The sequence below is a fragment of the Actinomycetota bacterium genome, assembly GCA_035697485.1.
Classification (GTDB): domain Bacteria; phylum Actinomycetota; class UBA4738; order UBA4738; family HRBIN12; genus JAOUEA01.
Genome location: DASSCU010000024.1, coordinates 59036 through 82354, shown reverse-complemented (window position 1 = coordinate 82354; position 23319 = coordinate 59036). Strand labels below are relative to the sequence as shown.

General features: G+C 70.0%; 19 protein-coding genes and 1 pseudogene. 10 read left to right on the top strand and 10 right to left on the bottom strand.

Annotated features, from left to right (window positions below; genetic code table 11):
* Nucleotides 1-4: 4 nt before the first annotated feature.
* Nucleotides 5-685, bottom strand: a complete 681-nt coding sequence (locus VFI59_07130) for a SagB/ThcOx family dehydrogenase (GenBank protein HET6713464.1) — start codon at nucleotides 683-685, stop codon at nucleotides 5-7.
* A gap of 29 nt (nucleotides 686-714) precedes the next feature.
* A pseudogene (gene maeA, locus VFI59_07125) lies at nucleotides 715-2116 on the bottom strand (oxaloacetate-decarboxylating malate dehydrogenase).
* Between the two features lie 19 nt (nucleotides 2117-2135).
* Here maeA and VFI59_07120 point away from each other — a divergent pair.
* The 3 genes from VFI59_07120 (at nucleotide 2136) to VFI59_07110 (ending at nucleotide 4908) form a co-directional block, all read left to right on the top strand.
* Entirely contained in the window at nucleotides 2136-2570 is a 435-nt protein-coding gene (locus VFI59_07120) for a hypothetical protein (protein HET6713463.1), read from the top strand.
* A gap of 105 nt (nucleotides 2571-2675) precedes the next feature.
* Nucleotides 2676-3719 carry a glycosyltransferase family 4 protein gene (locus VFI59_07115; protein ID HET6713462.1) on the top strand — a complete coding sequence of 348 codons (1044 nt, stop codon included), beginning with the start codon at nucleotides 2676-2678 and terminating at the stop codon, nucleotides 3717-3719.
* Nucleotides 3709-4908, top strand: a complete 1200-nt coding sequence (locus VFI59_07110; protein ID HET6713461.1) for a hypothetical protein — start codon at nucleotides 3709-3711, stop codon at nucleotides 4906-4908. The genes VFI59_07115 and VFI59_07110 overlap by 11 nt, the downstream gene beginning before the upstream one ends.
* Nucleotides 4909-4955: 47 nt before the next feature.
* Here the strand turns inward: VFI59_07110 and VFI59_07105 are convergent, their stop codons facing one another.
* Both VFI59_07105 and VFI59_07100 read right to left on the bottom strand, forming a co-directional pair.
* Nucleotides 4956-5666, bottom strand: coding sequence for an endonuclease V (locus tag VFI59_07105; protein ID HET6713460.1), 711 nt, complete (start codon nucleotides 5664-5666; stop codon nucleotides 4956-4958).
* A 154-nt stretch (nucleotides 5667-5820) separates the two neighbouring features.
* Nucleotides 5821-6066 carry a hypothetical protein gene (locus VFI59_07100; protein HET6713459.1) on the bottom strand — a complete coding sequence of 82 codons (246 nt, stop codon included), beginning with the start codon at nucleotides 6064-6066 and terminating at the stop codon, nucleotides 5821-5823.
* A 157-nt stretch (nucleotides 6067-6223) separates the two neighbouring features.
* Here VFI59_07100 and amrS point away from each other — a divergent pair, with 157 nt between their 5' ends.
* From amrS to VFI59_07080, 4 genes are all read left to right on the top strand, one after another.
* A complete protein-coding gene (gene amrS, locus VFI59_07095) occupies nucleotides 6224-7306 on the top strand; it encodes an AmmeMemoRadiSam system radical SAM enzyme (GenBank protein HET6713458.1) in 1083 nt (360 codons plus the stop codon).
* The gene (gene amrB, locus VFI59_07090; protein HET6713457.1) at nucleotides 7303-8106 is read left to right on the top strand and encodes an AmmeMemoRadiSam system protein B; all 804 of its coding nucleotides are present in this window, start codon (nucleotides 7303-7305) and stop codon (nucleotides 8104-8106) included. The genes amrS and amrB overlap by 4 nt, the downstream gene beginning before the upstream one ends.
* Nucleotides 8107-8163: 57 nt before the next feature.
* A complete protein-coding gene (locus VFI59_07085) occupies nucleotides 8164-8832 on the top strand; it encodes a membrane protein (GenBank protein HET6713456.1) in 669 nt (222 codons plus the stop codon).
* Nucleotides 8833-8919: 87 nt separating this feature from the next.
* A complete protein-coding gene (locus tag VFI59_07080) occupies nucleotides 8920-9054 on the top strand; it encodes a hypothetical protein (GenBank protein HET6713455.1) in 135 nt (44 codons plus the stop codon).
* Between the two features lie 55 nt (nucleotides 9055-9109).
* Here the strand turns inward: VFI59_07080 and VFI59_07075 are convergent, their stop codons facing one another.
* Nucleotides 9110-9325 (bottom strand): dodecin family protein, encoded by a 216-nt coding sequence (locus VFI59_07075; protein HET6713454.1) that lies wholly within the window; start codon nucleotides 9323-9325, stop codon nucleotides 9110-9112.
* A 137-nt stretch (nucleotides 9326-9462) separates the two neighbouring features.
* On the opposite strand from VFI59_07075, the gene VFI59_07070 reads away from it, so the two are divergent.
* The gene (locus VFI59_07070; protein HET6713453.1) at nucleotides 9463-12285 is read left to right on the top strand and encodes a cation-translocating P-type ATPase; all 2823 of its coding nucleotides are present in this window, start codon (nucleotides 9463-9465) and stop codon (nucleotides 12283-12285) included.
* Here VFI59_07070 and VFI59_07065 read toward each other — a convergent pair.
* Nucleotides 12251-13396 carry a glycine cleavage T C-terminal barrel domain-containing protein gene (locus tag VFI59_07065; protein HET6713452.1) on the bottom strand — a complete coding sequence of 382 codons (1146 nt, stop codon included), beginning with the start codon at nucleotides 13394-13396 and terminating at the stop codon, nucleotides 12251-12253. The genes VFI59_07070 and VFI59_07065 overlap by 35 nt on opposite strands.
* Nucleotides 13397-13545: 149 nt before the next feature.
* Here VFI59_07065 and VFI59_07060 point away from each other — a divergent pair, with 149 nt between their 5' ends.
* Complete coding sequence (locus VFI59_07060) at nucleotides 13546-13812, top strand: GlsB/YeaQ/YmgE family stress response membrane protein (GenBank protein ID HET6713451.1); 267 nt, start codon at nucleotides 13546-13548, stop codon at nucleotides 13810-13812.
* A 20-nt stretch (nucleotides 13813-13832) separates the two neighbouring features.
* Here VFI59_07060 and VFI59_07055 read toward each other — a convergent pair whose 3' ends face one another.
* Entirely contained in the window at nucleotides 13833-15233 is a 1401-nt protein-coding gene (locus tag VFI59_07055; protein HET6713450.1) for an SGNH/GDSL hydrolase family protein, read from the bottom strand.
* Nucleotides 15234-15276: 43 nt separating this feature from the next.
* Entirely contained in the window at nucleotides 15277-16269 is a 993-nt protein-coding gene (locus VFI59_07050) for a homocysteine S-methyltransferase family protein (protein ID HET6713449.1), read from the bottom strand.
* 141 nt (nucleotides 16270-16410) lie between these two features.
* Between VFI59_07050 and VFI59_07045 the strand changes: the two genes are divergently transcribed.
* Nucleotides 16411-18507, top strand: a complete 2097-nt coding sequence (locus VFI59_07045; protein ID HET6713448.1) for a S8 family serine peptidase — start codon at nucleotides 16411-16413, stop codon at nucleotides 18505-18507.
* Between the two features lie 42 nt (nucleotides 18508-18549).
* Here the strand turns inward: VFI59_07045 and VFI59_07040 are convergent, their stop codons facing one another.
* Both VFI59_07040 and VFI59_07035 read right to left on the bottom strand, forming a co-directional pair.
* Nucleotides 18550-21186, bottom strand: coding sequence for an adenylate/guanylate cyclase domain-containing protein (locus tag VFI59_07040; protein HET6713447.1), 2637 nt, complete (start codon nucleotides 21184-21186; stop codon nucleotides 18550-18552).
* Nucleotides 21187-21238: 52 nt separating this feature from the next.
* The gene (locus tag VFI59_07035; protein ID HET6713446.1) at nucleotides 21239-23311 is read right to left on the bottom strand and encodes a RecQ family ATP-dependent DNA helicase; all 2073 of its coding nucleotides are present in this window, start codon (nucleotides 23309-23311) and stop codon (nucleotides 21239-21241) included.
* Nucleotides 23312-23319 lie beyond the last annotated feature (8 nt).

The following is a 23319-nucleotide window of genomic DNA, read 5'->3' as shown; positions in this document are numbered from 1 at the left end:
GACCCTATCCTTCCGCGGCGGGGTGCCCGACGGGCACGACGTAGAGCGGCAGCTCCTCGTCGCCGACCCCGAGGGCGGTCCGGAGATCGTCGTCGGAGAAGGCCCCGACCGGCACCGCGGCGAGGCCCAGCCCGGTCGCCTCGAGCAGCATGTTCTGACAGATGTGTCCGGCTTCCATCTGGACGTATCGTTCAGCCCGGTCCCCGTACTTCTCGGCGGTTCGAGCGACGATCCCGCTGATCACGAAGAGGGCGGGTGCCTGGAGCGCAGCATCCAGCCCGCCTGTGGCGTTCGCGATGAGGGGGCGCCGATCCTCCGAGGTGAGCACCACCGTCCGGCCTTCATCGGGCACGTACCGATGGAGGCCCTCGCCGGTCGCCACGGAGACCTCGATCGGATATCGGGCACCGGCCGACGGCGCGGTCCGGCCGCCCCATGAGGCGGTGACGCCCTGCGCGGCCCAGAGCAGGTGAGCGATCGCCTCCTCGCCGAGCGACTCGTCGGTGAAGGAGCGGATCGAGCGGCGCCGATCGAGTGCTCCGTCGAGCCCGATGCCCGGCGATCGCCGGGGAGGTGGGAACGGCCTTGACGGCGCCGTGCTCGACGAGCCCGCGACCCGGCCTCCGTTCGTACATGCGCCGAGCACGAAGAGGGCGGCACCGGTGATGAAGGTGCGCCTCTGCATCCACGCCCTCTCTCTCCGCGAACACGTCCTCAGCGATCCGTGAGTGGATACACGGGTTCCCAGATCGCGGCGTCGACCGCGCGCTCGATCTCGTCGTCGTCGAGGCTCCGGCCGAGGCCGAGGTCGCGCGCCTCCCGGGCCACGCGGATCGCGATGCAGCGGGAGACCGTCCGCAACGACGACGGCGACGGGTAGAGCGAACCGCGTGCGAGCCGATCGTGGTCGACGCACCTCGCCAGCTCGTCGGCCGCGGCGAGGAACATCTCGTCGGCCACCTCACGGGTCTCGCTCACGATCGCGCCGAGCCCCACGCCGGGGAAGACGAACGCGTTGTTCGCCTGGCCGATCATCCTCGTCCGGCCGTCGTGCTCGACGGCGTCGAAGGGGCTGCCGGTCGCCACCAGCGCGCGTCCGTCGGTCCACTCGATCGCCTTCGCCGGCTCGACCTCGGTCTTCGACGTGGGATTCGACAGTGGCAGGATCACGGGGATGCGAGCGTGCTCGGCCATCGCGCGGATCGCGGGCTCCGTGAACGTCCCCGGGGTCCCGCTGGTGCCGATCAACACCGTCGGTCGAACGTGGCGTACGACGGTTTCGAGCCCGTAGCGCGCGGCAGGACCACCGTCGTCCAACCCGTAGAACGAGAGCGAGTCGGCGCCGAGCGCGAACTCCCGCTTGTCGTCGTCGAGGGGGTCACGCGCATCGAAGGTCAATCCCTTCGAGTCGAGCATCGCGATCGCGGGGCGGACCGTGTCGTCGTCGGCGCCCTCCCGACGCATCGCCATGCCCACGAGGCGGGCGATGCCCATGCCCGCTGCCCCGGCCCCGACGAACACGAAGCGCTGATCGACCATCCGCTCATCGAGCAGGCGCAGGGCACTCAGGATGCCCGCGACCACGACGCTCGAGGTTCCCTGGATGTCGTCGTTGAAGCTCGTGATGCGGTGGCGATAGCGGTCGAGCAACCGGATCGCGTTGTGTTGCTTGAAGTCCTCCCATTGGAGCAGCGCGTGCGGGAAGACCTCGAGAACGGCCTCGACGAACGCCTCGATGAATCGGTCGTACGGCTCCGCGCAGCCGTGATCGTCGCCAGCCCAGGTAGAGCGGGTCGCCGAGCAGCCTGTCGTTGTCCGTGCCGACGTCGAGCGAGACCGGCAGCGTCAACGAGGGATGGATGCCGGCCCCCGCCGTGTACAGTGCGAGCTTGCCGACCGGGATGCCCATGCCGCCGGCGCCGAGGTCGCCGAGCCCGAGGATGCGCTCGTTGTCCGTCGCGACGATCAGCCGCACGTCGTCGTGGCGCGCGTTGCGGAGCATCGCCGGGATTCGGTCGATGTCGTCGGGGGTGATCCACAGACCGCGTGGGCGCCGCATGATGTGGCTGAACTCCTGGCAGGCTCGGCCGACGACGGGCGTGTAGACGACCGGCATCAGCTCTTCGAGGTGATCGGTGATCGACGAGCACCCGGTAGTACAGGGTCTCGTTCCGGTCCTGCAGCGAGGCCAGGCCGATGAAGCGCTCGAGGTCGTCGGCCTTGCGCCGCAGGTGCTCCATCTCGAGCGCGATCTGCTCCTCGATCGTCGTGACGCGGACGGGAAGCAGTCCGCGAAGCCCGAAGCGATCTCGCTCTTCCTCGGTGAACGCGGTGTCCTTGTTCAACAAGGGGTGTTCGAGCAGCTCCACGCCGATCGGGACCGGCTCGCCCGCCGGTTCCGTTTCCGTCGGTTCGATCGTCTTCGTGAGCATCGCGCTTGCCTTCCGACCGCGGCCGGCATCGGGGCATCCGGCGCTCTCATCTTCAGGATGCTCGGTGTGCGGACCGACCCCCACGGCCTGCCGGCCCCGGCACGCGGGCCGGAGGTCCTCGGGCCGAAGGAGCAGTAGCGCGGAACCTCCACACCCCGGCCACGCAGGACGCCGGTTTCACAGCGTTCGGGAGTGGATACCCTTCGGGGCATGATGCCCGTGGTCGGCCGTTCGTGGCCCTCGATCCGCGTCGCGATGCTTGCGCCGATCTCCTGGCGCGTGCCGCCTCGCCACTACGGGCCGTGGGAGCAGTTCGTCTCGTTGCTGACGGAGGGCCTCGTAGCCAGAGGGGTCGACGTCACCCTGTTCGCGACGGCTGACTCCCTGACCTCTGCGCGCCTCGTCGGCACCGCACCGACTGGCTACTCCGAGGACTCCCGGCTCGACGCCAAGGTCTGGGAAGGGCTGCACATCGCCTCGGTGTTCGAGCGGGCCGATGAGTTCGACCTGATCCACAACAACTTCGACTTCCTGCCGCTCACGTACAGCGCGCTCGTCGAGACGCCGGTCGTGACCACGATCCATGGGTTCTCGTCCCAACGCATCGTGCCGGTGTTCGAGCGATACGCCCAGGGCAACCACTACGTCGCGATCAGCGACGCCGACCGGCACCCCAGCCTCGAGTACGCCGCGACGATCCATCACGGCATCGACACAGGGCGATTCCCGCTCGGCGAGACGCCCACAGACTCGCTGCTGTTCTTCGGCCGGATCCATGCCGACAAGGGTGTCGAGGAAGCGATCGAGGTCGCCGCGCGCGCCGGCATGCCGCTCACGATCGCCGGCATCGTGCAAGATGCCACCTACTTCGAGGAGCGCGTGCGGCCCCACATCGACGGAGAGCGCGTCACCTACGTCGGACCCGTCGGCCCATCGGAGCGCGGGGAGCTGCTCGGCGGCGCGACCGCGATGCTGCACCTGATCAACTTCGAGGAACCGTTCGGCTTCAGCGTCGTCGAATCGATGGCCTGCGGCACGCCCGTGATCGCCCGTCGTCGAGGTTCGATGCCCGAGATCGTGCGTCACGGGGAGAATGGGGCGCTCGTCGATACGCTCGACGAGGCTGTCGGCGCGATCGACGACGTTCGGGGGCTCGACCGGGCTGCGGTACGTGCCTCGGTCGCATACCGGTTCGACGTGTCCCGCATGGTCGACGAGTACCTCGCGCTCTACCGTCGCATCGTCGATCCGAACCGGACGTTGAGCCCTCTCCGCCGTGCCAGCTGAACCCCTCGGCCAGACGTTTCGTCTCGGCGTCAACTACTGGCCGGCTCGCACCGCGATGGCATGGTGGTCGAGGTTCGACGTCGGTGAGGTGGTCGGCGACTTCGAGCGTATCGCTGCAAGCGGTATGGATTCGCTGCGGCTCTTCCTGCTGTGGGAGGACTTCCAGCCCGAACCCGACCGAGTGGACCGGGACATGCTCCGGCGACTGGTCACGGTCGCCGACGTGGCTGGCGACGCCGGTCTTGCGCTGATGCCCACGCTGTTCACGGGGCATATGAGCGGCGTGAACTGGATGCCCGGATGGGCGTTGGGCGGGGACGAGCGCGACGCACGGTTCCGGGTGGTGAGCGGGGCTCGGATCATGACCGGCGGACCCCGCAACTGGTACGCCGATCCCGATGTGGCGCGGGCCCAGGCTTCGCTGGCCGAGGAGGCGGCGACGTCGTTGGCGGGACACGACGCGCTCTGGGCCTGGGACCTGGGCAACGAGCCATCGAACTGCGTGATGCCGCCCGATCGCGAACGTGGCCTTCGGTGGCTCGAGCGGATCGCTTCGGCGATCCGAGTCGCGGATGACACCGTCCCGATCACGATCGGCCTGCACATGGAGGACCTGGAGCAGCACCGGAACCTGGGACCGCGCGAGGCTGCGGAGGTGTGCGACTTCCTCACGATGCACGGATATCCGATCTACGCGTCATGGGCGGACGGTCAGACCGACGAACACCTCGTGCCGTTCCTGGCAGCCATGACGCGCTGGCTCGGCGGTGGTGCGGAGGTGCTGTTCTCCGAGTTCGGGCTCTCGACGTTCCGTGGTGAGGCGCGCACGCCGATGCTGGTCGCGGAAGACGAAGCAGCCCGGTACACCGCTCGCGTGCTCGACGGGCTGCGTCACGAGGGATGCGCGGCTGCCTTGGTGTGGTGCCACTCGGACTACGCGCCCTCGATCTGGGATCAGCCGCCGCTGGACGAGGCGACCCACGAGCGTTCCTTCGGACTGTGGCGATCGGACGGTTCGGCGAAGCCGGCCCTGGCGGAGATCTCGGCGTTCGCGGGTCGGTCACGGCTCGGGGCTCCCGTCGACGACTGGATCGATGTCGGGGAGGAGGCCTACTGGCAGGATCCGACGGGCGCGCTGGTGCACCTGTACGGCCGATACCGCGAGCGCGCGACTGCCCTGCGCGGGTGAGAGATGCACCCGTGCTGCGTGGCAGGATCCCGATCCGGCCGTCGAACTCATGAGGTCCACATGGGTGAACCCGAAGGCCGTGCTTCTTCATCGTGGGCGCGAGCGAGGCGCGCAGCTCGCCGGGCTGTCCGGAGGGGCTCGGGAGTGCGGGCGGGCCCGTCAACCCGTCGGACGAGGTCGATCGCGACCGGCAGATCAGTGCGCCACCCCGGATGCACGACGACCGCTCGGGCACCGAGCCGGGTCCGCACGCGCGCCGCGACGACCGCGCCATCGAGCTCGAGCTCTGTGCTCGCCCACCGCTCGGCAGACGGCTCGGGGCCGGTCGCGAGCAGCGGCCGGTCGGTGACGCCGATCGTCGGCAGATCGAGGACTGCCCCCAGATGCAGCGCCAATCCCGCCCTCCGAGGATGGTCGCGTCCCGTCGCGTTCACCAGCAGCACGTCCGGAGCGCTCGGGAGGGCCTCGACCGCCAGCTGGAGCAGCGGTCCTTCGCGCAGCGCCATGTGCCCGGCGTGGTAGCCGGCCCCCGTGCGACCGCGGACGACGAACTCCCCGACGATCGCGCCTTCGCGGAGGCTGACGGCCGCTGCCCACGCGGGCTCTCCTGGAGCCTCGCCGGTGCTCCCGGTGGGAGCGGCGAACCACACCCCGCCGATCGTCGGGATCGTCGGCGGTGCCCACGGCGGGGGAGCGAGAGATGCCAGCTCGGCCTGTCTCGCCTCGAGGGCAGCTTCCGACGTGGGCCAAAGCTCCACGGTGCCATCATCTCGGTCCCGTCACCGTCGGGTCATTCGGTGCTGCCCGGCGTTCGCGTGTGGATGCCCGATGGGATCGGGAGATGGTTGTGATGCCGGGATCGTCGAGGACTGAGGCTCCCGTCGGCGTCGGCTCGGGTCGGCCGGGGCCGCCTCAACGGGGTGCGTCCTCCTCGTCCTGCCCCGGCACCGGTGTCGCCTGCTCGAGCGCATCGGCCTCAGGAGCCTCGTCGGGCACCTCGTCGAACACCTCGTCGAGCGGGGTGACGTCTTCGTCCGTGTCACCGACCGGCTCGGCCTGCTCGAGCGCATCGGCCTCAGGGATCGGTTCCGCGGTCTCGTCGTGATCCGGCATGTCGGCCCCCTTCGTCGCGTTGGTCCGCTCATCGAGCGTAGCCACTGCCGGCCCCAGGGTCACCTTCCCACGGACCGCCTGCGCTGCATCGCCCGGCGGTGGGGGTCCGCCGGCCCGATACGTGAAAGCCCCGTCGAGGAGGAGCCGTCCGTCGATCGTCGACGGACACGGCGTCCTAAGGTGGTATCGGAGGTGTGTGATCGTGCCGGTCGAGGAGACCGCGCATCCGACGAGGTGGTGGCACCGTCTCGACGACGGGCGGATCCGATGCGACGTCTGTCCTCGCGCGTGCGCCATGAACGACGGGCAGCGGGGACTCTGCTTCGTGCGCAAGCGCGAGGGCAACTCGATCGTGTTGACCACGTACGGGCGGTCGTCGGGCTTCTGCGTCGACCCGATCGAGAAGAAACCGCTGAACCACTTCCTGCCGGGGACCCCGGTGCTCTCGTTCGGCACCGCCGGGTGCAACCTCGCCTGCCGGTTCTGCCAGAACTGGGACATCTCGAAGTCCCGTGACGTCGACACCCTCGCCGACGAGGCTTCGCCCGAGGCGCTCGCCGAGGCGGCCGTCCGCCTCGGGTGCCGCTCGGTCGCGTTCACCTACAACGACCCCGTGATCTTCCTCGAGTACGCGATCGACGTGGCCGACGCCTGTCGCGAGCGCGGCGTGCGCGCGGTCGCGGTGACGGCCGGTTACGCGAACCCCGAGCCCGGGCGGGAGTTCTTCTCGCACATGGATGCGGCCAACGTCGATCTGAAGGGGTTCACCGAGGACTTCTACCATCGGACCTGTGCCGGTCATCTCGGGCCTGTGCTCGCCACGCTCGAGCACCTCGCGCACGAGACCGATGTGTGGTTCGAGCTCACGACCCTGTTGATCCCCGGATTGAACGACTCGGACGCAGATTTCGACGCGATGACGCGTTGGGTCGTCGAGCGCCTCGGACCCGACGTGCCGATGCACTTCACCGCGTTCCATCCCGATTGGAAGATGCTCGACCGGCCGCCGACGCCGGTCGAGACGCTTCGGCGCGCGCGGCGCATCGCGATCGACAACGGCGTGCGGTACGCGTACACGGGCAATGTGATCGATCCGGTCGGGCAGACCACGCGGTGCGCGGGGTGTGGCGCCGACCTGATCGTGCGTCGGGGCTACGAGATCACGGGCTGGCACCTCGATGCCGCAGGACGCTGCGATTCCTGCGGCCGGGCGTGTGCCGGGGAGTTCGAGGCCGAACCTGGTACCTGGGGCGAGCGCAGGATGCCTGTTCGTCTGGGGGTGTGAGGTCGGTGACGGTCGGCGCGATGCGGATGCCGGCGGCGGCGGGCACGTTCTATCCCGAGGATCGGGAGTCGCTCATTGGCACCGTGGATCGGCTGCTGGCTGCGACGCGTCCGTGGTCCGGAGCGATGCCATGGGGCATCGTCGTGCCCCATGCTGGATATCGCTACTCGGGTCCGGTGGCGGCGAGCGCCTACGCCGTGGTCCTGGCGGCTCGCGAGGTGCTCGATCGCATCGTGATCATCGGTCCGGATCACTTCGTTCCTCTGGTGGGGTGCGCGATTCCCTCCCCAGGGACCTGGCGCACGCCGCTCGGCGAGGCGGCGATCGATGCGGAGATGCGCGAGGTCGCGATCCGGGCAGGGTGCGCCGTCGACGACGAGCCCCACGCGCACGAGCACGCGCTCGAGGTGCAGCTGCCGTTCCTGCAGCGGGCGCTGGGGGAGCGATTCCGGTTCTTGCCGGTCGCGGTCGGACAGGTCCCGTCCGACGATGTGGCGACGGTGCTCTCGAGCCTCGCACCGCACGCCGACCTCGTGGTGGTGAGCACCGACCTCAGCCACTACCACGATCTCGAAACGGCTCGACTGCTCGACCGGCGCACCGCCGAAGCGATCCAAGCGCTCGACCCCGACGCCATCGGTCCCTCCGACGCGTGTGGCGTCTTCGCGCTGCGGGGCGCCGTGGCGTTCGCACGTCAGGCGAGCCTGTCGATCCGACTCCTCGATCTGCGCACCTCGGGCGATACCACCGGAGACCCCGGCCGCGTGGTCGGCTACGGAGCCTTCGCGATCGAACGCTGATCAACCGCCGGCGTCGGTCGACGGTCGGGGTGGTGGGCACGTCGCTACCGTGCATGGGTGAAGGATGCACCCCTGCTCCGGGGTTCACTGCCGCTGCGACTCGCCGCGCTGTTCGTCGGATTGCTGTTGATCGCCGTGGCGATCGTCGCCATGCTCGAGTCCGGGCTCGGTGTGCCGCCGTGGGACGTGCTGCACATGGGCATCGCGGAGCACACGCCGTTGACGCTCGGGACGGCGGCCGTCGTCGTGGGACTCGTCATCGTGGCGATCGCCTGGATCGGCGGCGCGCCGCCGGGCTTCGGGACGATCGCGAACGCCGTGGTGATCGGACTCGCGATCGACGTGTTCAGCGCGATCGGGTGGGTCGAGCAGCTGTCGAACGCCTCAATCGGCGTGCGCGTCGGGCTCGTGGCGCTCGGCATCTGGCTCTTCGGCGTCGGCTCGGCCCTCTACATCGGAGCGGGCATGGGCGCCGGCCCGCGTGACTCATTCATGCTCGCGGTCACACGGCGGACCGGCTGGCGCATCGGCATCGTGCGCGGCGCGATCGAGGTGACGGTGCTCGCGATCGGACTGCTGCTCGGTGGCGTCGCGGGCATCGGCACGTTGGCACTGGCGGTGCTGGTCGGACCCTCGGTCGAGTTGTCGTTCTGGCTGCTGCTGCGACTCGGCATGGCCGATCCGCGGCTTCACGCTCCGGAGTTCGGCCCCCTCGACGTCGCCTGAGCCACGGTCAAGGCTCGAGGTGCTGTCGCCTCTTCCGGCCCAGGTGTGACATCGTGTGGCCAACACCTCGCCACGGAAGGGGGAGTCATGGCCAGCAAGGACAAGGGCGGCGCCAAGAGCTCGAAGACTGCGGCGAGCAAGACCCTCAAGGAGAAGCGGGCCGCCAAGAAGGCCAAGGGCAAGGGCGGCTCGAGCTCGTCGGACTGGAACCTGAACAAGTAACTGAGCCCATCGCGGGTCAGGGCACGTCACGTCCGCCGGGTGGACGCTCCCATGTTCACTCGTGGTGCTCGTACTTGAACGAGATGTTGACCCGCGCCCGGTAGTGCGCGACCTTGCCGTCCTCGATCGTGAGGTCGAGCTTCACGATCTCGCCGACCCGCAGGTCCCGCAGCGACTCCGCCGCGGTCTCGACCGCGTTCTTGGCTGCGTCCTCCCACGACACCGTGCTCGTGCCGATCACCTCGGTGACTCGGTAGATACTCTCGCTCATCGTCATCCCCCCAGGGTCGTATCCACCATCATCGTCGTTCGTCGACGTGCGCGCGACCCGGTCCACAGGTCCCGTGCGGTCCGGGCCCGCGGCGACGGTGCTCGGTCACCTCGCGTCCGACACGGCATCATGCCTGCATGACCGCGGTCGATCAGGCTCCCCACGCGCTCGACGCCGCCTCGGTCGCACACGAACTCGACACCGACCTGGAAGGCGGCCTCACGACCGACCGGGCGGCCGAGCGGCTCGCGAGCGTCGGTCCGAACGTGCTGCGCGAGGAACCGCCCGAGCCGCGGTGGCGTCGGTTCGCGCGCCAGTTCGCCGACCCCCTCGTGATCCTGCTGCTCGCCGCCGCGGCGATCGCGGCCGGCGTGTGGCTGCTCGAGGGCGTGCTCGGGTTGCCGATCGACTCGATCGTGATCCTGGCCATCGTGCTGTTGAACGCGACGCTCGGGTACGTGCAGGAGGCGAGAGCCGAGCGGGCGATCGCCGCGCTGCGGGCCTTGACCGAGGTCACGGCGACCGTCGTCCGTGACGGGCGGGTCGGCACGGTACCCGCCCGCGAGCTCGTGCCGGGCGACCTGCTCGCGTTGGAGGAAGGTGACGCGATCGCCGCCGATGCCCGCGTCGTGCGCAGCGTCGCCCTCAGCACCGGGGAGGGAGCCCTGACCGGGGAGAGTGAGCCGGTCGCGAAGAAGATCGACGCCGTCGCGACCGACGCGGCACTCGGCGATCGCACCGACATGGTCTTCTCGGGCACCGTCGTGACCTACGGCCGCGGGGCCGCGGTCGTGACCGCCACGGGCATGGGGACCGAGCTCGGCCGGATCGCCGGGCTGCTCGAGACGGTCGAGCGTCACGAGACGCCGTTGCAGCGCGAGATCGCTCGCATCGGCCGGGTACTGGGCGTCGCGGTCGTCGCGATCGCGGTCGTCGTGATCGCCTCGATCCTCTCCGTCTCCGAGGTCGAGGGCACGGCCGCGCTGATCGACGTGATGCTGATCGGGGTCTCGCTCGCGGTCGCCGCGGTGCCCGAGGGATTGGCGACGATCCTCACCGTGGTGCTCGCGCTCGGCGTGCAGCGCATGGCCGCGCGGCACGCGATCATCCGCCGACTCTCCGCCGTCGAGACGCTCGGCGCCGCGACCACGATCTGTACCGACAAGACCGGGACGCTCACACGCAACGAGATGACCGTGCGTGAGGCGGTGACACCGTCGGGGGCGGCGGTGCTGGGTGGCACCGGCTACCACCCGTTCGGTGAGGTCACCGACGTCGATGGGTTTCCGTTGCAGGAGATGCCGAACGCCGGCGACATCCGTCGAGTGCTGTTCGCGGCGGCCCTCGCTTCCAACGCGACGATCGAGGAGCACGATGGCGCGTGGGTCGTCCGAGGAGATCCCACCGAAGGGGCGTTGGTCGCCGCCGCGGGGAAGGTCGGCGAGGTGCCCGACGACGACGGCTCGCGGTCACCTCGCATCGACGAGGTGCCGTTCTCGTCGGAGCGAAAGCTGATGAGCACCGTGCACCTCGACGAGGTGAGGCGCGATCTTCGTGTCGTGACGAAGGGCGCGCCCGACGTGCTGCTGATGCGATGCACGCACGAGCGTCGTGGCGGCGAGGTGGTTCCGCTCACGCAGCAGCGGCGCCAGCAGATCCTGGCCGAGGTAGAGGACCTGGCCGCACGTGCGATGCGCACCCTGGCCGTGGGCGAGCGGCACATCGACGATGACGACTACGACGGACCGGGGGAGGACCTGGAGCGCGACCTCATCTTCCTCGGCACGCTGGGCATCATCGATCCTCCGCGTGAGGAGGCCGCCGCGGCGGTCGCCGCGGCCCAGGGCGCCGGCGTCCGGGTGATGATGATCACCGGCGACCACCCGGTCACCGCGCGCGCGATCGCCGGCGAGGTGGGCATCGCCGCGGCGGACGCGCCGGTCGCCACCGGCACCGAGCTCGAGCGCATGGACGACCGGACCCTCGACGAGACGGTCGGCCGGGTGAACGTCTACGCGCGGGTGAGCCCCGAGCACAAGCTGCGGATCGTGCGTTCCCTGCAAGGCGCCGGCGACGTGGTGGCGATGACCGGCGACGGCGTGAACGACGCGCCCGCGTTGAAGACGGCCGATATCGGCGTCGCGATGGGCATCGCCGGCACCGACGTCTCCAAGGAAGCCTCCGACATGGTCCTCACCGACGACGACTTCGCGACGATCGTGGCCGCGATCGAGGAGGGGCGGTCGATCTTCGCGAACATCCGGAAGTTCATCCGCTACCTGTTGTCGTCGAACACGGGCGAGGTCATGACGATGTTCCTCGGCATCGTGTTCGCGAGCGTGCTGGGGCTGACGAGCGGCAGCGACGGCATCGTGACACCGCTGCTCGCGACGCAGATCCTGTGGATCAACCTGCTCACCGATGCGGCGCCGGCCCTCGCCGTCGGCATGGATCCGCCCGATGCCCGCCGCATGCGCCGACCACCCCGCTCGCGCACGGCGCGGGTGGTCGACGGACCGATGTGGGTGAGCATCGCGCTGAACGGCACCGCGATGGCGGTGGCCACGCTGTTCGTGCTCGATCTCGAACTCCCCGGCGGGCTGGTCGAAGGCACGTCGAGCGAGCGCGTCGCGCGCACGATGGCATTCACGACGCTCGTGCTCGCGCAGCTCTTCAACGTCTTCAACGCCCGCTCCGATCGCCGGAGCGCGTTCCTCGGTCTGTTCTCGAACGCTTGGCTGTGGGGCGCGGTCGCCCTCTCCGCCCTGTTGCAGGTGGCGGTCGCCTACCTGCCGTTCCTCAACACGGCGTTCGGCACGGAGCCACTCACCGCGGCGCAGTGGGGGGTCACGATCGTGGCCGCCAGCGTCGTGCTGTGGGTGTCGGAGGCTCGCAAGCTCGTCGCGCACCGCCGGTACACGCCTCCTATGCGGCGGGCACCTTCTTCTGGGGATCGATGAACGGGATCGCTGCGGTCGTGCCGACGCGGGTGCCGTCGTCGGTGTCCACCTCCAGCCTCGTGCCGGGCGTTGCCAGCCCGAGCGGCACCCACACGTATCCGATGTTCCTCTCCACCCGCGGCGACCAGCAGGCGTCGGTGACGTGCCCGACCGTCTCGCCGCCGTGCGCAGCCGGCCAGTGCTGGGCTGGCTGCTCGACCGGTTCGCCCTCGAGCTCGATGCCGACGAGCTTGCGCGAGACGCCCTCGCGCCGGATGCGCTCGAGCGCTTCCTTGCCGATGTAGTCGGCCTCCTGCTCCTCGACGAGCCGTTCCAGGCCGGTGACCTCGAACGGGTTGTCGGTGAGGCCGATGTCGGAGCCCCAGTCGAAGATGCCGGCCTCGATGCGTCGGATGTCCGACGAGGGCGTCACGCGGATGCCGTACGGCTTCCCGGCATCGAGGATGCGCTCCCACAGATCGTCGCCCCGGCTCGGGTCGCGCAGGTAGATCTCGTAGCCGACCACCGCCGTCCAGCCGGTGCGGCTGATCACGACCGGGATGCCGTCGAGGTCGGTCTCGTCGCACCAGTAGTACTTCATGTCGAGGATCCAGTCGCCGAACAGATCGCGCATCGTGTCCTTGGCCTTCGGCCCCTGCACCTGCACGGGGTAGACCTCGGGGTGCGTCACCTTCACGTCCATCCCCGAGTTGACCGCGACCCCCATGGCGTAGAGCCCGGCGTCGGAATCGGCCAGCGCGAGCCACCAGCGATTCCCCTCGATGTGCAGCAGCACCGGGTCGTTCACGATGCCGCCGTCCTCGGCGGTGACGAGCATGTACTTGCCCTGCTTGACGGCGCACCTCGTGAGATCCCGGCAGGTCAGCAGGTTCGTGAACGCGGTGGCGTCGGGACCGGTGATCTCCACGATGCGCTCGACGCTCACGTCCCAGAGCGTCACGTCGTTGACGAGCGCCCAGTACTCCTCGAGGGGGTCCCCATACGTGTTGGGGTGGTACATGTGCTGATAGACGTCGTAGGCGGAGCAGCCGGCCCGCAGCGTCGCCTCGAAGAACGGCGATCGTCGGTACCACGGCCCCCAGTTCAACCTGGTGTGCTCCGGAAGCGTCATCGATGTCCCCCTCGTCGGTCGTTCGAAGGCGGTCGCCGGCGAGTCTATGCGTCCATCGGCACGACGTTGCGCTGCCCGGAACCTGCGACCTACGATGCGACGCAGGGCTCGCCGACGAGCGGGCATCAGGGAAGGAGCGTCGGAACACCATGGACGACATCGGGTTCTTCGACATCGTCTGGTACATCGTCGCGGGACTGATCATCGGCGCCCTCGCACGGCTGCTCCTGCCGGGCAAACAGTCGATGGGATGGATCGCCACGATGGTCCTGGGCGTCCTCGGTGCGATCGTCGGCGGGCTGATCTGGAACGCGATCTTCTCGGGCAACGAGGGCATCGCGTGGATCGGGTCGATCATCGCGGCGATCATCCTGCTCGTGATCTACGAGCGCGTGGTCGCGAAACGACAGGCCTGAACGCCGGGGACGGACTGAGATCACGCCGGCTCGTCGAGCAGCGCGCGCTCGTCGGCGAGCGCGATCACGAGGTGACCCCGCGCGTTGGGATGCAGCGGCGCCGGATCGTCCGGCCCTTGCACGTAGCTCTGATCCGTGCACAGTTCGTGTCCGGTGAAGTCGGGCTGGACCGTCCGGTGCCCGAACGCCTCAGCGCCGGCCGCGAGGACCTCGTTCAGGGCATCGAGTCGGTCGAGCAGGACCTCGAGCTTGTCTCCTGTCAATCCCAGCGACTCGAGGCAATCGAGGGAGGGATCGAACGGGGAGTAGTACCGATTGACCAACACGAGCGGATCGCCAGGCAGCGCCGACAGCTGGCGCAGCAGCTCGTAGTAGTCCTGCGTGAAGTCGTCGAGCGAACGCTGGAACAACGCCGTGAGGCCGCGGTTGTCGCACGATGAAGATGCGGCGCACAGGAAGACCAGGGTGCTCCACCCCAGGTCGTTCGCGCCGACGTTGACGATCACGACCTCGGCGTCGGTGGCGCGCTTGGCGACCGCGACCTGCGGCGCGATGCGGCGGTCGCCCGTCAGCTGCACGCCGAGGATCCCCTCGTCGACCGTCGCCCCGCTGCACGCCAGGTTGTCCACGTTCCACTGGTTCACGCGAGCAAGGATCTCGGCGAACGCGATGGAGCTCCGCTCGCAGGCGATGTCGTCGGGCTCCGCGTCGGGTGGGATCAGGCCGCCGAGACCGGCCGCTGTGGAGTCCCCGAGCACCACCGCCTGCACGTCGGATCGCGCAGGGCCGGTCGCCGCGGAGACGGGGCGCAGCTCGTCTCTGCCCACCAGCTCGTTCACGCTGCCGACGTTGCGCAGGATGTCCGGCGCGGTAAACGCGGTGACCATGATGGCGCTCAGGTTCACGGCCTGCACGAACATCAGTCCCCCCAGCACCGACACCGCGGTCCGCTTCCAGCCGAAGCCACGCCAACCGGCGATCGCCCCCAACAACAGCACCGCCCCGACCGTCACGAAGGCGATCTCCCATGCGAAGTAGCGCCGCCACCCGGCGGCCAGCGCGTCGCCGAGCACGGCGGCCGCAGCGGCGCGCCCAGGTGGCGAGAACGCTCCCTCCACCTGCGCGTCGATGCTGATGTCGGTGAGGGCAAGGCGAGGCCGCACGGGTCCCACGAACTCCACCTGGGTCGGCAACGACCGTCCGAAGAGCACGACCTCACCCGGCCCCGACGCGCTCCACGACGGCGACGCGGTGCCCACCGCGACGGTCTGTCCGAGCGCCGAGACCGACTGCTCGGGCGTGACCCGGAGCGCGAACGCGATCGACGCGACCGAGACCACGAGCAGCGCGGCGACGGCGACCATGCCCCGAAGCACGGGGCGCCCGATCCCGTCGCGCTCGCGGTCGGTGCGGTCGGCCATGCCACCCAGCATGCAGGTTCGTCGTCGAGGCCGACCCGAGAAGCTAGCGCTTCTCCTCGTAGTACTCGTACGCCGACATCGCCTTGCCGGTGGGCGAGCGCCACTCGCGTTCCCGGCCGGGGAGCTTGCCCAGCACCTTCGCCATCTCGCGCACGTGCTCGGCGACCGACCCGCAGCACGATCCGATGTAGCGGACGCCGCCCTCGCGGGCCTCGGCCGCGAACCGGGCGAGGTCGCCGCGGGGGAGCGTGATCGCCGTCAACGCGAGCGGGAACTCGTCGGTCGAAGTGAAGTCGGCCTGTTCCTCCGTCGTCGCGTACGCGACCGGTTGGGCCGCGACCGGCACCGCTCCCGCGACCGCCGCCACCATCTGCGTCGCGATCGGCAGCTGTTGCGCCGGCGAGTTGAGACAGTTCACGCCCACGATGTCTGCGCCCGCCTCGGCGAGCCGCTTCGCGCACTCGCCGGGCGTGTCGCCCTCGTACGCCCGAGGCGGCATCGTCTCGAACGACATCGTCGCCATCACCGGCAGGCCGGTCCGCTTCGCGCGCTCCACGAACAGCAGCGCCTCGCCGAGGAACGAGAACGTCTCCCCGATGAAGAAGTCGGGCGGCCCGGCGTCGACCTGGTCCTGGAGCTGGCGGTCGAGCAGCGCCCGCACGTGGTCGGGACTGGCGGGATCATTGGGTTCGTAGGCCCATGTGAGCGAGAGGTTGCCGGCGACGAGCGCGTCGCCCTCGGTCGCGACTTCGCGCGCGATGCGCACGGCGTTGCGGTTGATCTCGTCGACCGCCCCCCCGAGGCCGACCGTCGCGAGCTTGTCGTCGCTCGCGTAGAAGGTCATCGTCTGCAGCACCTCGGCGCCCGCACGCAGGAACTCGCGATGCAGCTGCTCGAGCGCCTCCGGATGCTCGATCACGACCTCGGGCGTGAACGGCCCCGCCTGCACGTATCCGCGCTTCTCGAGCTCGAGCAGGTAGCCGCCGTCGCCCAGCACGGGCCCCTCGGCCAGGCGCTCCAGGATGCCGTTGGTCATGCGCCGAGTGTACGGGTTCGGGGATGCTCCACAGGGCCCACGTCGGAGGACCTAGTGACGACCGGCTTCCGGCCGATTGCCCCGCCATCTCGCCGGCGCCGACCCTACTGAGAACGGGCCGCGGAGGGGGTTCAAGAGGTCGTGCGTCGCTGGAAACTGGTGTTCACATCGGTGGTCGTCGCGGCGTGGATCGCCGTGCCTGCGATCGGGGCGCGGGGCGTGAGCGGCCCGACCGCGACGTCGAGGCGAGAGATCTCCGGGCCCCGCACGAGCGGGCCGGTGTCCGCCGTGCGCGCGCTCGCCGACCGTGACGCCGACGGCGTCTCGGACGAGCTGGATGCTCGCCTGGAACGTGTCGACCGCGGCGGACGGACCGATGTGATCGTGCTCCACGACGGCACCGTGTCTGCGGCGGACGCCGCTCGGGCCGTCGGCCGCATCCGTTCGACGGAACGCTTCGAGATCATCGATGGCTTCGCCGCGAGACTGACCGCAGGCCAGGTGCGGACCCTCGCGCAGGTGCCGGGCGTGGAGCGGGTGCAGAGCGACGCCGTCGCTCACGTGACCGACGCCTCGTCGGGTCCCGACTACGGGGCGACGGGCGCGAGGGGGTCCTTCGGGGTCGACGGTTCCGGCACGCGGATCTGTGTGCTCGACACCGGCGCCGACCCCGACCACGAGCAGCTCGCCAACAGGATCGTGGCGTTCGAGGACTTCATCGGCACCGGCACGACCCCCTACGACGACCACGGGCACGGCACCCATGTCGCGTCGATCGCCGCCGGCGACGGGACGGGCGGACCCGACGCCGCCGCGAACGTCGGTGTGGCGCCGGGTGCCGCGCTGGTCGTCGGGAAGGTGCTGGCGGCGAACGGCTCGGGCACGACGCAGCAGATCGTCGGCGGCATCGAGTGGTGCGCCGGCCTGCCGAGCGTCGACGTCATCACGATGAGCCTCGGCACGTCGGTCGGCTCGGACGGACAGGACGCGCTCAGCCTCGCCGTCGATGCCGCCGTCGACGCCGGCAAGGTCGTGACGGTCGCAGCCGGCAACAGCGGGGATCTGCCGATGTCGGTCGGCGCGCCCGGAGCGTCGGCGAAGGCGATCACCGTGGGAGCCGGATCCGACTGGTCGGCACCGACGGGTGCGCCCAACCACGACGATGGGGTCTCCCTCGCGTACTTCTCGAGCCGTGGCCCGACCCTCGACGGACGGATCAAGCCCGACGTGGTCGGGCCGGGGACGACGATCACGGCCGCCGAGTACGACACGACCGGTGGCTACGCAACGTACTCCGGCACATCGATGGCGACGCCCTACGCCGCCGGAGCGGCCGCGCTGGCGATCGACGCCGGCATGAGCCCGACCGACGTGAAGCAGGCGATGCGGCGGACGGCGCAGGATCGTGGGCCCACCGGCGCGGACCCCGACTGGGGTGCCGGACTGCTCGACGTGCGAGCGCTCGTCGCGCAGGCGGCGGGGGGCACCGCTGCCACCACGTTCCCGGCCGACGAGCAGTACGACGGCTCGGTCTCGTCGGGCGGCACCTGGACGCGGACGTTCGAGGTCGGACCGGATGGACTGGACGTGCCGATCGCAGCCACGATCGTGATCGGCGGAGAATGCCTGTCCCTGCCGGGCTTCGGATGCCTGCCGCTCGAGTGGTCGCCGGATCTCGACGCACGCCTCCGTGCACCCGACGGTTCGGTGCTCGACGAGAGCACGTGCGCCCTGGGTGACGGTTGCGGCCAAGGGCGTCAGGAGACGCTGCATGCGATGCCGACCGTGGCGGGCACTTACCAGCTCGAGGTGTTCCCGTACGGCGCAGCGGGAGGGTCGTTCTCGGTCGACCTGTCACACGGCACGTCGACCGGACCGTCGCCGAGCCCTTCTCCGACGCCGACGCCGACCACGGTGCACGTCGGGGACCTCGACGGGGCCGGTGAGCGACTGTCGTCGAGCAAGTGGCGGGCACGCGTCGTCGTCGTGGTGCACGACGACCTCGAGGTGCCGAACGCCGGGGTGCAGGTGGCGGTGCGTTTCGGCGCGAACGCGTCACTCACGTGCACCACGAACGACCTCGGTCGGTGCTCGGTCTCGAAGCGTTACCAGACGAGCAAGGCGAAGGTCACGGCCACCGTGCTCGGGCTGGTGGGGCAGCTTCCGTACGACGGGTCGGCGAACCACGATGCCGACGGGGACTCCAACGGCACGTCGATCGTGGTCCTGCGTCCCTAGGACGCGAGGCCCGGCGGGATGCCGGCGCTCGTCCCGAGGGAATCAGGCGGTCTCGTTCTCGAGCAGTTCGATCATCTGGGTGAGCGTCATCGTCTGCCCGGCGGACCATGCGCGTTCGAACCCCTCCTCGCCGAGGGCGGCGCGCGCCACCTCTGCGGGGTCGCCGAAGAACGCGAGCCCCACCTCGGGGAAGTTCACGTCGTATTCGCGTTCGAGCCGGCTCGACGCGCCGGCCAGGGTCGCGGCTCGCTCGGGCCGTCCCGTGAGGTTCGCCAGCAGGGCGTGAGGCCCGAGGACGGTCACCAGCAGGATCGGGTTCCCCGAAGCGGACGCGATCGCCGTCGCCTCGGCGAGGTACGCAACGCCCTGGTCGATGTGGTCGAGGAACACGTAGGTCCCTGCGAGCGTGATCAAGGCCTCGCACAGCAACAACTGCTCGCCGACCTCGCGGTAGAGCGAGATGCTCCGCTCGATCGGTTCGATCGCGCCTGCCGCGTTGCCTGCGAAAAGCTGACCGAACCCGACGCCGGCCCACAGCTCTGCCTGCATCGGCAGGTCGTCCGGCTCGGCGACCTCGAAGCAGTCCTCCAGCAGCTGCAACCCTTCCTCGGGGTGCCCCGAGACCACAGGCACGAACGTCAGGTTGACCAAGGCTCGGGTGAGGAGCCGACGGTCCTCCAGGCCCCGAGCGATGTCGGCGGCCTCCTCGTACGCGGCTCGCATCGTGTCGTAGTTCTTGAGCCAGTAGTCGATGCTGCCGATCGCCCCGAGCGCGAGCGCACGCGGGGCATTTCGCGCCTGCGCGGGCGGCAGCGAGAGCAACCGTTCGAGCCTCGCCCGTCCTTCGGCGAAGTGGCCCCGCCGCTGCCAGTAGCGCCAGAGCGCGGCGGCCGTGCGCAGTCCGGTCGCGACGTCCTCCGGCTCCGTGGAGCGTTCCGCTCGGTCGAGCGCGGCCCGGATGTTCTGGAGCTCGAGGTCGAGCGTCTCGAACCACCGAAGCTGTTGCTGCCCCGTGAGGTGGGGCTCGGCGCGCTCGGCGAGCTCCCGCACATACTCGGCCTGCCGCCGCTCGATCGAGGACCGCTCGCCGGCATCGAGCGCCGAGAGCCGTGTCTGGGCGTACTCACGGATCGTCTCGAGCATCGAGAACCTGACCGATCCGTCCGACGCGTCAGAGCGTCGGATCAGGCTGTGATCCACGAGCGTTCCGAGCGCGTCCAGCACGTCGAGGTCGTCGCCGCAGACGGCTTCCGTGGCATCGACCGTGCATCCTCCGGGGAACACGGCGAGGCGTGCGAACATGCGGCGGGCATCGTCGGGCAGCGCCTCCTCGCTCCATCGGATCGTGTCCTCGAGGGTGCGCTGGCGCTCGGGTGCGTCGCGCGGTCCGTCCGTGAGCAGCGGCAGCCTTCGCTCGAGTCGCCCGGCCAACGACGCAGGGTCGAGCACGCGCATGCGGCTCGCCGCCAGCTCGAGGGCGAGCGGCAGGCCGTCGAGCCGGGCGACGATCTCGGCCACGGCGGCAGCGTTCCCGTCGGTCACCTGGAATCCCCGCCGGGATGCCCCGGCGCGCTCCACGAAGAGGTGCACCGCCTCCGACGATGCGATGTCGGACACGTCGAGGTCGTCCAAGTCGCGGGGGAGCGCGAGCGGCGGCACCTGATACTCCTGCTCACCCACCACGTGCAGCGTGATGCGGCTGGTGGCGAGCACCGTGAGTGCGAGCACGTCGTCGAGGAGGTCTCCGACGAACGAGGCTCCCTCGGATGCGAGCTGCTCCAGGTTGTCGAGCACGAGAAGCGGGTTCCCCCGGCCGAGCCGTTCGTGCAACGCCTGGAGGGGGTCGACACCCGGCGTCGCCCGCAGGCGGAGTGCCGCAGCGATCGCCGGCACGACGCGTGCAGGGTCGTCGACGGCGCTGAGGTCGACGAACGTGACCTCCTCATGCTGATCGAGGCGTGTCGCCGCGACCTCGAGCGCGAGCCGGGTCTTCCCGGTGCCGCCGGGGCCTGTCAAGGTCACGAGTCGCGCCTCGTCGAGCATCGCGCCGACCTCCGAGATCGCGGAGCCGCGTCCCACGAACGAGGTCCTGGGGGCGGGCAGGTTCGTCCGGCGCCCACGTGCCGTCGTGAGCGGCGGGAAGTCGACCTCGAGACCCTCGATCACGAGGTCGTGCAGTGGCTCCTCGCGATCGAAGTCCTTCAGCCGATGCGGTCCCAGGTCGCGGACCGCGACCCCTTCGGGCAACCGGTCGGCCAGGAGCGTCCGCGTGGCCTCCGACAGTACGATCTGCCCTCCGTGCCCGCTGGCGGCGATGCGGGCAGCCTTGTGCACGTCGATCCCGACGTAGTCGTCACCACCCAGCGTGCCCTCGCCTGTGTGCACGCCGATCCGGACCCGGATGACGGATCCGTCGTCCCACGGATGCGCCGCGAGCCCGCGCTGGGCGGCGACGGCCGCACGGACAGCGGCTTCCACGGACGAGAACGTCACGAAGAACGAGTCGCCCTCGGTGCGGATCTCGACCCCACCGTGCGCGGCGATCGCCGTTCGCACGATCTCGGCATGCTGATCCAGCACGCGTACGAAGCCGTCGCGCCCGAGGTCCTGCAGCAGTCGGGTCGAGCCCTCGATATCGGTGAACAGGAACGTCACCGTGCCGGTGGGCAGGTCGCGCATCATCGGAACAGTACGCCAGTCCCGAGACTCGATGCTCCGGAGGGCCGTTGGGTCAGCCGGCGATCGCCGATGCGAGCACGAACGGGTGCACCGGGCCGCTTCCGGCCAGGCGCAGGGCACGCGCGATCACCGTGAGCGTCCACTTGGAGTCGGCGAGATCGTCGACGAGCAGCACCGGACCCTGCGGAACGTCGCCGTCCACCTCGAACGCATCCCAAACGTTGCGCACCTGCTGTGCGCTGTTGCGCATCGCCGCCTGTGGCTGGTTCTCTGCGACCTTGCGCACTACCTGGTGCGGCGGGAGCCCGAGCGCCTCGGCCAGCCGCTTCGCGAAGTCCGCCACGAGGTCGGGATGGGTCATCGACGGCACGCACGTCACCCAGGTGGGGGCGGGCTCGGGCCGCCAGCGGTCGGCGATCAACGCCGCGCTCGCGGCCACCAGCTCGTCGGCGAAGCGCTCGTCCTCGCCGCGCCCGGCGGCCACGAGCCGGCCCCAGCCGCCGTCGCCCACGACCGAGAGCGCCCGGCCGACGAGGGGCCGATCATCCTCGGCGATCCGTCCCTTCGGCAGCCCGACCGCCATGAGCCCCGACGGCCACTGCTTCCGCGGTTCCACGAACAGGTCGAAGCCGCGCAGGTGCTCACGGGCGGCCGCTCGCGCGTCGGGCGAGGGATCGACCACCAGGGGCGCCGACGTGCACCACATGCACCTTCCGCATGGTTCCGCGCCCGGGTCGTCGAGCTCGTGGCGCAAGAACTCCATCAGGCATCCGTCGTGGTGGGCGTACCGGCGCATCGCCTCCTGCTCGTGACGGCGCAGCTCGGTGATGTGCTCGACGCGCTCGCCCGGGTAGGTCCAGGTCTCAGAAGTGCGCACGTACCCGCCGCGCTCGCGCGCCACGGCTCCCTCCACCTCGAGCACCTTCAGCATCGACTCCAACCGCCCCCGGCGGACGTTGACGGTCGCCATGAGGTCGTTGAGCGACATCGGCTCCACGGCGTCGGCGAGCAGCTCGACGATGCGCTCGGCCTGATCGCGCGGGGGGAACGCCGTCTCGATGAAGTAGTCCTGGATCTCGCGGTCCTCGATTCCGCAGAGCAGCACCGCCGGCGCGTGATCGAGCGCGCGCCCGGCGCGCCCCACCTGCTGGTAGTAGGCGATCGGGGATCCGGGGCTCTGGTAGTGGATCACGAAGCCGAGGTCGGGCTTGTCGAACCCCATGCCGAGCGCGCTCGTGGCGACGAGCGCCTTCAGCTCGTTCGCGAGCAGCGCTTGCTCGAGCCGCACCCGGTCGTCGTTCTCGGTGGCGCCGCTGTAGGCCTCTGCCTCGACGCCCTGCCGGCGCAGGAACGCGGCCACCCGCTCACCGTCGGCGATCGTCAGCACGTAGACGATGCCCGACCCCTCCAGCGTGGGAAGCGCCTCCGCCAACCACGCGAGGCGCTCGGCCTGGCTCGGTACGTCGGCGACGGCGAGCGCGAGGCTCTCTCGATCGAGTGAGCCTCGGAACGTCTGGAGGCGGTCGCCGAGCTGATCCGTTATGTCGGAGATCACGCGATCGTTCGCGGTCGCGGTGGTGCAGAGCACCGGCACGTCGGGCGGCAGCGCTTCGAGCACGCGCACGATGCGCCGGTAGTCCGGCCGGAAGTCGTGGCCCCAGTCGCTGATGCAGTGCGCCTCGTCGACCACGAGCAGGCCGACCGTGCGCGCGATCACGCTGAGCATGCGGTCGCGGAACCGCTCGTTCGCGAAGCGCTCGGGCGAGACGAGCAGCAGGTCGATCTCGTCGTTCACGAGGCGCTCGGCGATCGGCTCGAACTCCTCGGGGTTCGTGGAGTTGATCGACTCTGCGCGGACCCCGATGCGTCCGGCCATCTCGATCTGGTTGCGCATCAACGCGAGCAGGGGGGAGACGAGCAGCGTCGGACCGGCACCCTGCTCGCGTAGCAGCTTCGTCGCGATGAAGTAGACGGCCGACGTCCCCCCCCCGGTGCGCTGCACGAGCAGCACCCGCCCCCGGTCGCGCGCGACCGCGTCGATCGTCTCGAGCTGACCCGGCCGGAACGACGCGTCGGGGCCGAGCATGTGGTGTAGGTGATCGAGCGGCGTGGAGGTCGCGGTCATCCACGAAC

What these genes read in the sequence shown, in the direction of transcription:
- VFI59_07130 (HET6713464.1), bottom strand. Translation starts at nt 685, where the DNA reads ATGCAGAGGCGCACCTTCATCACCGGTGCCGCCCTCTTCGTGCTCGGC.
- VFI59_07080 (HET6713455.1), top strand. Translation starts at nt 8,920, where the DNA reads ATGGCCAGCAAGGACAAGGGCGGCGCCAAGAGCTCGAAGACTGCGGCG.
- VFI59_07075 (HET6713454.1), bottom strand. Translation starts at nt 9,325, where the DNA reads ATGAGCGAGAGTATCTACCGAGTCACCGAGGTGATCGGCACGAGCACG.
- VFI59_07070 (HET6713453.1), top strand. Translation starts at nt 9,463, where the DNA reads ATGACCGCGGTCGATCAGGCTCCCCACGCGCTCGACGCCGCCTCGGTC.
- VFI59_07065 (HET6713452.1), bottom strand. Translation starts at nt 13,396, where the DNA reads ATGACGCTTCCGGAGCACACCAGGTTGAACTGGGGGCCGTGGTACCGA.
- VFI59_07060 (HET6713451.1), top strand. Translation starts at nt 13,546, where the DNA reads ATGGACGACATCGGGTTCTTCGACATCGTCTGGTACATCGTCGCGGGA.
- VFI59_07055 (HET6713450.1), bottom strand. Translation starts at nt 15,233, where the DNA reads ATGGCCGACCGCACCGACCGCGAGCGCGACGGGATCGGGCGCCCCGTG.
- VFI59_07050 (HET6713449.1), bottom strand. Translation starts at nt 16,269, where the DNA reads ATGACCAACGGCATCCTGGAGCGCCTGGCCGAGGGGCCCGTGCTGGGC.
- VFI59_07040 (HET6713447.1), bottom strand. Translation starts at nt 21,186, where the DNA reads ATGCGCGACCTGCCCACCGGCACGGTGACGTTCCTGTTCACCGATATC.
- VFI59_07035 (HET6713446.1), bottom strand. Translation starts at nt 23,311, where the DNA reads ATGACCGCGACCTCCACGCCGCTCGATCACCTACACCACATGCTCGGC.